The organism is Paraburkholderia tropica, assembly GCF_014171495.1.
Taxonomy (GTDB): Bacteria; Pseudomonadota; Gammaproteobacteria; order Burkholderiales; family Burkholderiaceae; genus Paraburkholderia; species Paraburkholderia tropica.
In genome coordinates, this window is sequence record NZ_CP049134.1 from 1,351,016 (window position 1) to 1,364,771 (window position 13,756).

A 13,756-nucleotide genomic window follows, 5' to 3' on the forward strand; every position below is an offset into this window, starting at 1 on the left:
CGGCATGAAGTGCGGCGGCGCGCCCCATAACAGGCTTCAGAATAAACGAGGAATCGCGACGCGATGAGTTACCACGACGAACAGGAATCGATCGAGAGTTTCAAGGCATGGTGGACGCAGTGGGGTAACGCCACTACGTGGCTCGTGCTGATCGTACTGCTCGCGCTCGCCGCGTGGAACGGCTGGAACTTCTGGCAGCGCCGCCAGGCGGCCGAGGCCGCCGTGCTGTACGACCAGGTCCAGCAGGCCGTGAACGGCAGCGACAAGGCGCTCATCACGCGCGTCGCGAGCGATATGGAAGACCGCTTCGGCGGTACCGCGTATGCGCAGATGTCGGCGCTCGCGGTCGCGAAGGCGCTCTACATGGCGGGCGACACGGCAGGCGCGAAGGCGCAGCTGCAGTGGGCCGCCGACCACGCGAAAGACGAAGAATTCCGCCAGGTCGCGAAGCTGCGTCTCGCTTCGCTGCTGCTCGACGAAAAGGCCTACGATCAGGGCCTCGCCCTGATTCCGCAGCCGGATGCGGGTCCGTTCAAGGGCGTCGTTGCTGACGGCCGCGGCGACCTGCTGGCAGCGGCCGGCAAGCGCGACGACGCGCGCGCTTCGTACAAGCTCGCGCTCGACAGCCTGCCGAAGACCGACGCCTCCGAGCGTCAACTGATCCAGTTCAAGCTCGACGCGCTGGGCGGCTAAGCAAGCGGCGGGCGTGGTGCCGTGTGCGCGTCGCCCGCGAATCGAATCAAACAATTCAACTCAACTCCTTTGATGCTTCGTTCACCGATGAATCTGCTGAAACGAACCGTTGTGCCCGTCGCCTGCGCGATGACCGTCCTTGCTCTGGCGGCCTGCTCATCGACGAAGGACGAGCGCCGCGTGCCGGTGCCGCTGACCGAGTTCAAGCCGGTGCTGGACGTCCAGCAGGTGTGGAAGGCAAGCGTCGGCAAGGCCGGCCGCTACCTGTTCTCGCCGGTCGCCGTCGGCGACTCGGTCTATGCCGCCGGCGCCAACGGTTCGGTCAAGAAGATCGACGCCGCTTCCGGCAAGGAAGTCTGGAGCACGAAGCTCAAGGACGACATTTCGGCAGGCGTCGGCAGCGACGGCAACCTGACGGCCGTCGGCGGCCTGAAGGGCGAAGTCTACGTCCTCGACTCGAACGGCAAGCTCTCGTGGCAAGCCAAAGCGCCCGGCGAAATCATTTCGCCGCCGCTGGTCGGCAACGGTCTCGTGATCGTGCGTACGATCGACGGCCAGATCGTCGCGTTCAATGCGCAGACGGGTGAGCAGAAGTGGCTCTATCGCAATCGCGCGGTACCGCTGAACCTGCGCGTCTCGGCCGGCATGACCTTCGCGGGTGACCAGGCGGTGCTCGCGGGCTTCCCGGGCGGCGCCTTCGCGGCGATCAACCTGCAAAGCGGCGACGCATTCTGGGAAACGCCGGTGTCGTATCCGAAGGGCGTGACCGAAGTCGAGCGTATCAACGACGTGAGCGGTCCGCCCACGCTCGTCGGCGCCACGACCTGCGCGGTGACGTTCCAGGGCCAGCTCGGCTGCTTCGACGCCAACTCGGGCCGTGCGATGTGGGAAAAAGCATTCTCGAGCACGACCGGTATTGCTCAGGACGATGCCACCGTGGTCGGCGGCGACGACTGGTCGGTCGTGAAGGCCTACAGCGTGTCGACCGGCGCGCAAACGTGGACCACCGACAAGCTCAAGAATCGCGACGTCAGCGTGCCGGCACTGCTGGGTCACGCAGTCGTGGTGGGAGACTATCAAGGCTACGTGCACTTCCTCTCGCTCGACGACGGCAGCTTCGTCTCGCGCGTGAAGACCGACGGCAGCCCGATCGTGGCCGCTCCGGTGCTCGCGGGCAACACGCTCGTCGTGCAGACGAAGGACGGCGACCTGTACGGTCTGCGTCCGCGTTAAGCGAATCAAGGCGTCCGGCGCACCTTGCCGGTCGCACTGAAGGGGCCGCCCCCGCGGGGTGCGGCCTCTTGCATTTGGTGCGTCACAGCGCCACATGAAGAAATCAGGACGGCGTCCGGGCATGATGCGGCGCGCCGTCGAGCGAGCCGGCGCACGCCGGCCGCGCGCATGTCGGCACGGCCCCGCATGACGCCACGCGCGTCGCGCGCATTCCGGGACCGGCCACTGTACCAGGCGAATGCTTCTGACTGCCGGGCCAGTGCGCCGGGCCGGACTGCGAGGCCGAAGAAGAAAGTCGATCTGGTCCGCCCGAGGCTTCATCCGGCACCTGCCGGGTCCCGATGACCGCTCAACGGCTCCTCAATGGCCGCGAGCGTCGGGCCCGGTGTCCATTTCGTGATAATTTGCAACTGATGCAGCCCTGCGGGCTACCATGCAGGCGCTTGCCGCGCATCGCGCCGGACGTTCCGGCGCCGCGCCTTACTGTAGAAAAGATCAGATGAAACCCGTTATCGCCCTCGTCGGGCGCCCCAATGTGGGGAAATCCACGCTCTTCAACCGGCTCACGCGTTCGCGCGATGCGCTGGTGGCCGATTTGCCCGGTCTCACGCGCGACCGCCACTACGGCGAAGGGCGCGTGGGCGATCGCGCGTATCTGGTCGTCGACACGGGCGGTTTCGAACCCGTCGCGAAGGACGGCATCCTGCATGAAATGGCGCGCCAGACGCGTCAGGCCGTGGAAGAAGCCGACATCGTCGTGTTCATCTGCGACGGCCGCAATGGCCTCGCGCCGCAGGACAAGCACATCGCCGATTACCTGCGCAAGACCGGCCGTCCGATCTTTCTCGTGGTCAACAAGGCCGAGGGCATGAAATACAGTGCCGTGGCCGCCGACTTTTACGAACTCGGCCTCGGCGACCCGCGCGCGATTTCGGCTGCGCACGGCGACGGCGTGACCGAAATGATCAACGAGGCGCTCGACCAGGCCTACACCGATCGTCCGGAAGAGGACGAAGACGACGCCAGCAAGCACGGCGTGAAAATCGCGATCGTCGGTCGCCCGAACGTCGGCAAGTCGACGCTCGTGAACACGCTGATCGGCGAGGATCGCGTGATCGCGTTCGACATGCCCGGCACGACGCGCGATTCGATCTATGTGGATTTCGAGCGCAACGGCAAGAAGTACACGCTGATCGACACGGCCGGCCTGCGCCGTCGCGGCAAGGTGTTCGAAGCCATCGAGAAGTTCTCGGTCGTGAAGACGCTGCAGTCGATCGCCGACGCTAACGTGGTGATTCTGCTGCTCGATGCGCACCAGGAAATCTCCGACCAGGACGCGCATATCGCGGGCTTCGTGGTCGAGCAGGGCCGTGCGCTGGTGGTGGGCGTGAACAAGTGGGACGGCATGGACGACCACGCACGCGACCGCACCAAGCATCACCTGCAACGCAAGCTGAAATTCCTCGATTTCGCCAAGATGCACTTCATTTCGGCGACGGAAAAGTTCGGCATCGGCGCGCTCATGCGCTCGGTGGACGACGCCTACGCCGCCGCCATGGCCAAGCTGCCGACGCCGCGTCTCACGCGCGCGCTGATCGAAGCGGTGGAGTTCCAGCAGCCGCGCCGCCGCGGTCCGGTTCGCCCGAAACTGCGCTACGCGCACCAGGGGGGACAGAACCCGCCGATCATCGTGATCCACGGCAATGCGCTCGATGCGATTACCGATACTTACAAACGCTATCTGGAGAACCGTTTCCGGGAAACTTTCTCGCTGACGGGGACTCCATTGCGCATAGAGTTTCGTTCCTCGACGAATCCCTACACTGACAAGAGTTGAGCTTCGTTCGCTACCGCGCTTAACCTGGTCGTTCACCGCCCTGGCCGGACGGCCAGTACAGGCGCGGGGGAGCGAGAATCAGCTATAGTGTAGCGATTGGCGGCGGATTTCTTTTTCTTCGTCGCCAATTTAAGTTAAACCTGCAAAAAAATACGGAGTTTGCTATGAGCAACAAAGGGCAACTGTTACAAGACCCGTTTCTGAACGCGCTGCGCAAGGAGCACGTGCCTGTTTCGATCTATCTGGTCAACGGCATCAAGCTTCAAGGGAACATTGAATCGTTCGACCAGTACGTCGTGTTGCTCCGTAATACGGTTACGCAAATGGTTTACAAGCACGCCATTTCCACGGTGGTCCCGGCCCGTCCGGTGAACTTCCACCCGGATTCGGAAGCGTCCTGACCCATGACGCGGCCGGTCCGGGGCGCCTCGCTGGCGATCCGGGCCGGCCGTTTCCATTTTGACATCAGCTAATTTGATCAACGCCGCACTTGTCGGCATCGACTTCGGCAAGACCGACTTCGAAGCCAGCCTCGAAGAACTCAGCCTGCTCGCCAAAAGCGCGGGCGCCCATCCTGCTGTCACGCTCACCGGGCGTCGTTCCAGCCCCGACGCCGCCATGTTCATCGGCAGCGGCAAGGCCGAGGAACTCCGTCTCGCCTGTGAAGCGAACGACATCGAAATCGTCATCTTCAATCACGCGCTGTCGCCCGCCCAGCAACGTAATCTGGAGCGCGCACTCGGCCGCCGCGTGGTGGATCGCACGAGCCTCATTCTCGACATCTTCGCCCAGCGCGCCCGCAGCCACGAAGGCAAGCTGCAGGTCGAACTCGCCCAGCTCCAGTACCTCGCCACGCGCCTCGTGCGCGCCTGGACTCACCTGGAGCGTCAGAAGGGCGGTATCGGTCTGCGCGGGCCGGGCGAAACGCAGCTCGAAACCGACCGCCGGCTGATCGGCGAGCGCATCAAGATGCTGCAGGGCAAGCTCGCCAAGCTGCGCCGTCAGCACGGCACGCAGCGTCGTCAGCGCGAACGTACGCGCACGATGAGCGTGTCGCTCGTCGGCTATACCAACGCGGGCAAGTCCACGCTCTTCAACGCGCTCACGAAAGCGCAGGCCTACGCGGCCGACCAGCTGTTCGCGACGCTCGATACGACGTCGCGGCGCGTCTGGCTCGGCGACGAAGTGGGCCAGATCGTGCTGTCCGACACCGTGGGTTTCATCCGCGAACTGCCTCACCAGCTGGTGGCCGCGTTCCGCGCAACGTTGCAGGAAACCGTGCAGGCCGACCTGCTGCTGCACGTGGTGGACGCCTCGAGCGCCGTGCGACTCGATCAGATCGATCAGGTCAACGACGTGCTGCACGAGATCGGCGCCGACACGATCCGCCAGGTGCTGGTGTTCAACAAGATCGACGCCGTGCCCGAACTGGCGGCGCGAGGCGGGACGGTCGAGCGGGACGAATATGGTAATATTTCGCGCGTCTTTTTGAGCGCGCGCACGGGCGTCGGACTGGATGCGCTGCGCGCCGCCATCGCCGAAATCGCGACCGCCGAACCGCTTGCCGGGGCGTCGCAGCCCCAGGCCGCAACCGACTGGAATGCGGTGCCGCACGAACCCAGCAGGGAAGCCGAGCACGGCCGCTGAGCGGTCCGTGGGGCGCCCATGCGGCGTCCCGGCGGTTTCTCCCACGCACATGACCCGCTGTCTACTCTGGTGAACGAACTCAGGTGAACGATTACAACAAGCGGACTGGCTGGCAGCGCCCCCGCGCCATTTTCTCGTTGAACGACCCGCGTTGGGGCCGTGGCGAGGGCAATGGCCAGCGCACGGAAGACACCCGTCGCCCGTCGGGCAATAACGGCAACAACGGCGGCGGCAAGGGCGACGGCCCGCCCGACCTCGACGAAATGTGGCGCGACTTCAATCGCCGTCTGTCGTCGTTGTTCGGCAAGAAGGGCAAGGGCCCCGGCGGCATCGGCCCGCGCCAGGACAACGGTCACGGAGCGCGCATCGGCGTGGGCCTCGTGCTCGGCGTGCTGATCGCCATCTACGTCGGCAGCGGCGTGTTCGTGGTGCAGGACGGCCAGGCCGGCGTGGTGCTGCAATTCGGCCAGTATCGCCATACGGTCGGTCAGGGCGTGCACTGGCGCCTGCCGTTCCCGTTCCAGACGCATGAAATCGTCAACATCGGCCAGATCCGCAGCGTCGAGATCGGCCGCAACAATCTCGTGCGTCCGTCCAACGTGAAGGACGCCTCGGTGCTCACGCACGACGGCGACATTCTCGACGTGCGCTTCACCGTCCAATACCAGGTCAAGCAGCCGACCGACTATCTGTTCCGCAGCGTCGATCCCGATCTCACCGTGAGCCAGGCCGCGCAGGCGGCGGTGCGCACGGTCGTGGGTGCGCACAGCACCAACGATCTGCTATACGCCGACCGCGAACCGATCCGCGCGCAACTGGCTGACACCATTCAGCACGCGCTCGACGAATACAGGACCGGCCTCGGCGTGACGGGCGTGACGATCCAGAGCGTCACCGCGCCCGACCAGGTGCAGGCCGCGTTCGACGACGAAGCGAAGGCGCATCAGGACCGCGAGCGTGCGAAGCGCGACGCGCAGGCGTACGCCGACCAGCTGCTGCCGCGCGCGCAAGCCGACGGCGCCCGTCTGATCGACGACGCCAAGGCGTACAGCGACCGCGTGGTCGCGCAGGCGCAGGGCGATGCCCAGCGTTTCAACAGCGTCTACGAGCAATACGCGAAGGCGCCGGCCGTGATTCGCGAGCGCATGTATCTGGACACGATGCAACACATCTACTCGAATACGACGAAGGTGTTCGTCGACAGCAAGTCCGGCAATAACGTGATCTATCTGCCGCTCGACAAGCTCGTCGAGGCAACGCGTCAACGCGCCGCAGCAGCGGCGGGAGCCGCGGCCGCGACCGGAGCCGCGGCGCAGAATGTCGCGCCCAACGCAGCCGCCAACGCTGCGTCGGCGCCCGACGCGAATGCCGCCGCGCCGTCCGCGAACAGCGACACGCAGCCGCAGAGCGCCCAGCCGCAAAATACGCAGCAGGGCGCCCAGCAGCAAGGCGCGGCGCCCGCGCCCTCGGCTAGCGACGCCGCGCAGGCGGCCAGCGACGCTTTCCGTTCGCGCGACGCACTGCGTTCGCGCGGTCGCGAAGACGACGTGCAATAACGGAGCGCCGATATGAACAAGATCATTGCGTTCGTCGTCGCCTTCGTGGTGGTGGTGTTGCTGGCTTCGTCGTCGGTCTTCGTCGTCGATCCGCGTCATGTGGCGGTCGTGTCGTCCTCGGGTGGCTCGAAGGCTTCGCTCGCGGAGCCCGGCCTGCACGTGAAGCTGCCGCCGCCGTTCCAGGTCGCGACGTTTATCGACACGCGCATTCAGGCATTCGACGCGCCCGACGCCGATCGTTACACGACCTCGGACAAGTCGGAACTGCTCGTGAATCCGGTGGTGCGCTATCGCGTTGCCGATCCGCTCAAGCTCTTTGGCGCGACCAAGGGCGATACGCAGACGCTCGCCGACCGGCTCGCTTCGCTGTCGCGCGACGCACTCGCCGATGCCTTCTCGAAGGTCACGCTGTCCGACGCGCTTCGACAGCAGGAAGCCATCGCCAATGCCGCACGCGACGCGCTCAAGACGGCCGCCGCGCCGCTCGGCATCGACGTGATCGCCATCGAACTCACGCGCATCGACTACCCGGCGGAAGTCGCCAACGTGGTCTATAAGCGCATGAGCGCGGCGCGCGAGCAGGCCGCCGCCGACGAGCGTGCGAAGGGCGCCGCCGACGCGCAGCAGATCAAGGACGACGCGGAGCGCAAGCAGCAGGACGTGGTCGCCGACGCATACAGCCAGGCGCAGGCCATCAAGGGCGAAGGCGACGGCAAGGCCGCTGCAATCGCCGCGCAGGCATTCGGCCGCGATCCGGACTTCTATCGCTTCTATCAGAGCATGCAGGCGTATCGCGAGAGCTTCAAGCCGGGCGACGTCGTCGTGGTCGATTCGTCGAGCGACTTCTTCCGCTTCATGCGCAGTCCGAATGGAGACGCGCCGCAGGCTCCCGCCGCGTCGCGCAAACACTAAATTGAGACACAGGCGCCGCGCGTGTGCGCGGCGCATTTCTTCGCATGGACATAGCCGGCTCCCTGTTGCTCGCGATCGCACTGATGCTGATTATCGAGGGCATGTTCCCGTTCGTCTTTCCGACGGCGTGGCGCGACACTTTCCGTAGAATTGCGGAACGGCCGCCGCATCACATCCGGATTGGCGGGTTGATCGTGATGGCGCTCGGCCTCGTGCTGCTCATGCTCGCCACCTGAATTCAAGGCGCGCGCCGCGAGGGGCGCGCCGTTTCTATCGTCCGGTCCGTTCATGGCCCGAGTGAGGCGCGCCTTCGCGTGCGCCGCCGGCCTGCGTGGCCCTTTTTGTCGTAGGACTCACCGATGTCGACCTGGTTACTTCCCGAGAATATCGCCGACGTGCTGCCGTCCGAGGCGCGCAAGATCGAAGAACTGCGCCGCCGCCTGCTGGACCGCTTCCGCGCCTATGGCTACGAAATGGTCATGCCGCCGCTGCTCGAGTACCTCGAGTCGCTGCTGGTGGGCAGCGGGCGCGATCTGAACCTGCGCACCTTCAAGCTCGTCGATCAACTCTCGGGCCGCACGCTCGGGCTGCGCGCCGACATGACGCCGCAGGTCGCGCGCATCGACGCGCATCTGCTGAACCGTCAAGGCGTGACGCGCCTGTGCTACGCGGGCAACGTGCTGCATACGCTGCCGCGCGGCCTGCACGCCACGCGCGAGCAGATCCAGATCGGCGCGGAAATCTATGGCCACGCCGGCCTCGAAGCCGACCTCGAAATCCAGCAGCTGATGCTCGACGCGCTGCGTCTCGCGGGCCTCACGCAGGTGCGCCTCGATCTGTCGCACGCGGGCGTGCTCGCGGCGATCTTCGAAGCCGATCCAGCGGCTGCCGCGCTCGGCGACGCATTGTATGAAGCGCTCGCCGGAAAGGACGTGCCGCGCCTGGCCGAACTCACGGCGAAGCTCGCGCCGGTCACGCGCGACGCGCTGCGCGCGCTGCCGACGCTGTACGGCGACGCGAGCGTGATCGACGAAGCCCGCAAGCGTCTGCCGGCGCTGCCCGGCATCGCGCGCGCGCTCGACGACCTGGCGTTCCTCGTCGGCGAAATCGAAGGCGCGGAACTGGCGCTCGATCTCGCCGATCTGGGCGGCTACGCGTATCACAGCGGCGTGATGTTCTCGGCTTACGTGGACGGCGTGCCGAACGCCGTCGCGCGCGGCGGCCGTTACGACAAGGTGGGCGAGGCCTACGGCCGCGCGCGCGCGGCAACCGGTTTCTCGCTCGATCTGCGCGAAGTGGCGCGTATTTCGCCGGTCGAAGCGCGCAGCAGCGCGATTCTCGCGCCGTGGAAGCACGACGAGGCGCTGCGCGCGGCCGTTGCGGCCCTGCGCGATTCGGGTGAAGTCGTCATCCAGGCGCTGCCGGGTCACGATCACGACATGGACGAGTTTGCCTGCGACCGCACGCTGGTCGAGCGCAATGGCGTCTGGGTCGTCGAAGCGCGCGCTTAAACGACCGCAAAGCCGTCACAAAACAGCCACAAAGCGGACATAATGCGACGCCCGGCGTATTTGCCGGGCAGGGCGTCTCGCTGCGCAGGCTGTTGAGCGCAAAAGGAAATTCCTGGAAATTCGGGAAAAAAAGGCGGTCTTGTCGCCGAACCCAGGTAGAATACGTTTTTAACCAGCTAACGAAACACCATGTCTGCCAGCGCAGTGAATGTAACCCCGGGACGCAACGTCGTCGTCGTGGGCACCCAATGGGGCGATGAAGGCAAGGGCAAGATCGTCGACTGGCTGACGGACCACGCGCAAGGCGTGGTGCGTTTCCAGGGCGGTCATAACGCCGGCCACACACTCATCATCGGCGGCAAGAAGACCATTCTCCGACTGATCCCGTCGGGCATCATGCGCGCCGGCGTCGCCTGCTACATCGGCAACGGCGTGGTGCTCTCGCCTGAAGCCCTGTTCAAGGAAATCGGCGAGCTGGAAGAAGCGGGCATCGACGTCCAGAAGCGCCTCTTCATCTCCGAAGCCACCACGCTCATCCTCCCGTACCACATCGCCATCGACCAGGCGCGTGAAGCCAAGCGCGGCGCCGCGAAGATCGGCACGACCGGCCGTGGCATCGGCCCGGCGTACGAGGACAAGGTCGCGCGTCGCGGTCTGCGCGTGCAGGATCTGTTCGAGCCGGAAACGTTCGCCGCGCGTCTGCGCGAGAACCTCGACTACCACAACTTCGTGCTGACCCAGTACCTGGGCGCGCCGGCCGTGGACTATCAGCAGACGCTCGACACGATGCTGTCGTACGCCGAACGCCTGAAGCCGATGGTCACGGACGTGTCGCGTCGCCTGTACGACGTGAACCACGAAGGCGGCAACCTGCTGTTCGAAGGCGCGCAAGGCACGCTGCTCGACATCGATCACGGCACCTATCCGTTCGTCACGTCGAGCAACTGCGTCGCAGGTGCGGCGTCGGCGGGCGCGGGCGTCGGTCCGCAAAAGCTCAACTACGTGCTCGGCATCACCAAGGCGTACTGCACGCGCGTCGGTTCGGGCCCGTTCCCGAGCGAACTGTACGACGCCGACAACGCTGATCGCCAGGAAGAAGTGGGCCTCACGCTCGCGAAGGTCGGCAAGGAATTCGGTTCGGTCACGGGCCGTCCGCGCCGCACCGGCTGGCTCGACGCCGCCGCGCTGCGCCGCTCGATCCAGATCAACGGCGTGACGGGCCTGTGCATCACCAAGCTCGACGTGCTCGACGGCCTCGAAGAAGTGAAGCTCTGCGTCGGCTACAAGGTCGACGGCCAGGACGTGGACATCCTGCCGCGCGGCGCCTCGCAAGTTGCGGCCTGCGAGCCGGTCTACGAGACCTTCGCGGGCTGGAAGGAAAGCACCATCGGCATCACGCAGTTCGACGCGCTGCCGCAGAGCGCGCAGGCATACCTGAAGCGCGTGCAGGAAGTCGCCGGCGTGCCGATCGACATGGTTTCGACCGGCCCGGATCGCGACGAAACGATCCTGCTGCGTCATCCGTTCAAGGTCTAAGTAGCAAGAAGGTAGAAGCAAAGATGATTCAAATGATGGACCCGCGCAACGACGACAAGAACCTGTGGGTCGGCTGGGACGAATACCACCGGCTGATCGAAATGCTCGCGCTTCAGGTGCACGAGTCGCGCTGGAAATTCGATCAGATCCTGTGTCTCGCGCGCGGCGGCCTGCGCGTGGGCGACCAGCTCTCGCGCATCTATGATCTGCCGCTGGCGATTCTTGCGACCAGCTCGTACCGCGAAGCGGCGGGCACGGAGCAGGGCGATCTCGACATCGCGCAGTACATCACGATGACGCGCGGTCACCTCGAAGGCAACGTGCTGCTCGTCGACGATCTCGTCGATTCGGGCGTCACGCTCGCGCGCGTGCAGGATCACCTGAAAGAGCGTTACCCGGCCGTGACCGGCGTGCGCTCGGCCGTGCTCTGGTACAAGGGCTGCTCGAAGGTGAAGCCGGACTATTTCGTCCAGCATCTGCCGACGAACCCCTGGATTCATCAGCCGTTCGAGGAGTGGGACACGGTGCGTCCGCATAATCTCGGCGCGTGGATCAAGCGCGGTCTGCAACAAGCCCAGCAGCAGAATTCGCAGGGTTGAAGCACGCTGGCGTGCCGCCGCAGCCTTCGGGCGGGTGCGGCGCGGCCAGACCATCAACGGAGCCTTTCGAGGCTCCGTTTTTTTTGCTGCCGAGGCGCGTGTCGGTGCGTTTCGGCGGGTTTCGGCGCGTTTTTACGCGCAAGGTCGCCGGTCGGGGCACAGACGGCTGACCGCGGCAAAGCGCCAATGCTAAACTGCGCGGGGACAAGAGTACGTCGCGGGGTCACAACGGCCACTCGGGTTCCGCCCGTAGCCGGTTTAGAATAGCGCTCGAATTTTTCCGCCTCAAACGGATCTCTGCGTATATGACAACTAGCACGCACGTGGCAAAACAGCCGCTACCTTCCCTGGCCGTAGCGGCCATCGGCGTGGTGTTCGGCGATATCGGCACGAGCCCGCTGTACTCCCTGAAAGAGGCGTTCAGCCCTTCTCACGGCATTCCGCTTACCAATACGTCCATCCTTGGCGTCATCTCGCTGCTGTTCTGGGCGATCATGATCGTCGTCAGCGTCAAATACGTGCTCATTGTGATGCGCGCCGACAACAACGGCGAAGGCGGCGTGCTCGCGCTCATGGCGCTCGCGCTGCGCTCGCTCGACCGCAAGAGCCGCTCGGTCGTGGTGCTCACCGCGCTGGGCATCTTCGGCGCCTGCATGTTCTACGGCGATGCGGTGATCACGCCGGCCATCTCGGTGATGTCGGCCGTCGAAGGTCTGGAGATCGCCGCGCCCAAGCTCACGCATCTCGTGCTGCCGCTCACGATGGTGATCCTGATCGCGCTGTTCTGGATCCAGCGTCACGGCACCGCGCTCGTCGGCCGCCTGTTCGGGCCGATCATGGTGATCTGGTTCATCACCATCGCCGTGCTCGGCGTCTCGCGCATCGTGCAGCAGCCGGGCGTGATCGCAGCGCTCAATCCGTACTACGCCTTCTCGTTCATGAGCGCGCATCTGCTGCAGGCCTACGTGGTGCTCGGCTCGGTCGTGCTGGTGCTGACCGGCGCGGAGGCGCTCTACGCCGATATGGGGCACTTCGGCGCGAAGCCCATCCGCTGCGCGTGGTACGGGCTCGTGATGCCCTCGCTGGTCCTCAACTACTTCGGTCAGGGCGCGCTGCTGATGCAGGACCATCGCGCGATCGAAAATCCGTTCTTCCTGCTCGCGCCGGACTGGGCGCTCCTGCCGCTCGTCGTGCTGTCGACGGTCGCCACGGTGATCGCTTCGCAAGCCGTCATTTCAGGCGCGTACTCGCTGACGAGCCAGGCGATCCTGCTCGGCTACGTGCCGCGCATGAAGGTGCTGCACACGTCCGATCTCGCGATCGGCCAGATCTATGTGCCGGTCGTGAACTGGATGCTGCTGTTCATCATCCTGTGCATCGTGGTCGGCTTCAAGAGTTCCGATAATCTGGCCGCCGCGTACGGTATCGCCGTGACCGCGACCATGGTGATGACCACGATCCTCGTGAGCGTCGTGATGACGAAGCTGTGGAAGTGGAACAAGTGGCTGGTCGGGCTCATCATCGCGGGCCTGCTGATCATCGACCTCGGCTTCTTCGGCGCGAATCTGCTCAAGGTCGAGGAAGGCGGCTGGCTGCCGCTCGGTATCGGCGCGCTGCTGTTCTTCCTGCTGATGACGTGGTTCAAAGGCCGCATGATCGTGAAGGAACGCACGGCTGCCGACGGCATTCCGCTGATGCCCTTCCTGCAAGGTCTGCTCGCGCATCCGCCGCATCGCGTGTCGGGCACCGCCATCTATCTGACGGGCAGCGACACGCTCGTGCCGGTGAGCCTGCTGCACAACCTCAAGCACAACAAGGTGCTGCACGAGCGCACGATTTTTCTCACGTTCAAGATTCGCGATATTCCGTACGTGTCGAACGCGGAGCGCGTGAGCGTGAAGGATATCGGCGGCGGTCTCTATCTCGTGAAGGCCGATTACGGCTTCAACGAAACGCCGGACGTGAAGGCGGTGCTCGAGGAGATCGGCCGCATCGAAGGCATGTCGTTCGAGATGATGGACACGTCGTTCTTCCTCGCGCGCGAAACGGTGGTGCCGACGCAATTGCCGGGCATGTCGATCTTCCGCGAGCGCGTGTTCGCGTGGATGCACCAGAACGCCGCCAAGCCGACCGACTTCTTCAGCATTCCCGCGAATCGCGTGGTCGAGCTGGGGACGAAGATCGAGATCTGATCGTCTGCTCGATGACGCAAAAAAGCCGCCCGCGGGCGGC

Annotated in this window: 12 protein-coding genes; all 12 read left to right on the top strand. The window is 65.0% G+C overall.

Annotation, left to right across the window (positions count from 1 at the left end; all coding sequences use genetic code 11):
• Positions 1-63 precede the first annotated feature (63 nt).
• Complete coding sequence (locus tag G5S35_RS06070) at positions 64-693, top strand: tetratricopeptide repeat protein (protein WP_065060235.1); 630 nt, start codon at positions 64-66, stop codon at positions 691-693.
• An 87-nt stretch (positions 694-780) separates the two neighbouring features.
• Positions 781-1,926 (top strand): outer membrane protein assembly factor BamB, encoded by a 1,146-nt coding sequence (gene bamB, locus G5S35_RS06075; RefSeq protein ID WP_183038736.1) that lies wholly within the window; start codon positions 781-783, stop codon positions 1,924-1,926.
• Positions 1,927-2,425: 499 nt separating this feature from the next.
• Entirely contained in the window at positions 2,426-3,763 is a 1,338-nt protein-coding gene (gene der, locus G5S35_RS06080; protein ID WP_065060365.1) for a ribosome biogenesis GTPase Der, read from the top strand.
• A 164-nt stretch (positions 3,764-3,927) separates the two neighbouring features.
• Positions 3,928-4,164, top strand: a complete 237-nt coding sequence (gene hfq / locus G5S35_RS06085; RefSeq protein ID WP_027814901.1) for an RNA chaperone Hfq — start codon at positions 3,928-3,930, stop codon at positions 4,162-4,164.
• Between the two features lie 73 nt (positions 4,165-4,237).
• Entirely contained in the window at positions 4,238-5,410 is a 1,173-nt protein-coding gene (gene hflX / locus G5S35_RS06090) for a GTPase HflX (RefSeq protein WP_173816756.1), read from the top strand.
• Between the two features lie 83 nt (positions 5,411-5,493).
• Positions 5,494-6,966 carry an FtsH protease activity modulator HflK gene (gene hflK, locus G5S35_RS06095; RefSeq protein ID WP_065060232.1) on the top strand — a complete coding sequence of 491 codons (1,473 nt, stop codon included), beginning with the start codon at positions 5,494-5,496 and terminating at the stop codon, positions 6,964-6,966.
• A 12-nt stretch (positions 6,967-6,978) separates the two neighbouring features.
• Positions 6,979-7,878 (top strand): protease modulator HflC, encoded by a 900-nt coding sequence (gene hflC / locus G5S35_RS06100; protein ID WP_183038737.1) that lies wholly within the window; start codon positions 6,979-6,981, stop codon positions 7,876-7,878.
• A 44-nt stretch (positions 7,879-7,922) separates the two neighbouring features.
• On the top strand, positions 7,923-8,114 hold the full coding sequence (locus G5S35_RS06105) for a DUF2065 domain-containing protein (protein ID WP_065060230.1): 192 nt from the start codon (positions 7,923-7,925) through the stop codon (positions 8,112-8,114).
• Positions 8,115-8,237: 123 nt separating this feature from the next.
• Positions 8,238-9,389: an ATP phosphoribosyltransferase regulatory subunit gene (locus tag G5S35_RS06110; RefSeq protein WP_065060229.1), complete on the top strand. Its 1,152-nt coding sequence runs from the start codon at positions 8,238-8,240 to the stop codon at positions 9,387-9,389.
• A gap of 189 nt (positions 9,390-9,578) precedes the next feature.
• The gene (locus tag G5S35_RS06115) at positions 9,579-10,925 is read left to right on the top strand and encodes an adenylosuccinate synthase (RefSeq protein WP_065060228.1); all 1,347 of its coding nucleotides are present in this window, start codon (positions 9,579-9,581) and stop codon (positions 10,923-10,925) included.
• A 23-nt stretch (positions 10,926-10,948) separates the two neighbouring features.
• Positions 10,949-11,524 carry a phosphoribosyltransferase gene (locus G5S35_RS06120; protein ID WP_065060227.1) on the top strand — a complete coding sequence of 192 codons (576 nt, stop codon included), beginning with the start codon at positions 10,949-10,951 and terminating at the stop codon, positions 11,522-11,524.
• A 305-nt stretch (positions 11,525-11,829) separates the two neighbouring features.
• Complete coding sequence (locus G5S35_RS06125; RefSeq protein WP_065060226.1) at positions 11,830-13,716, top strand: potassium transporter Kup; 1,887 nt, start codon at positions 11,830-11,832, stop codon at positions 13,714-13,716.
• Positions 13,717-13,756: the final 40 nt, after the last annotated feature.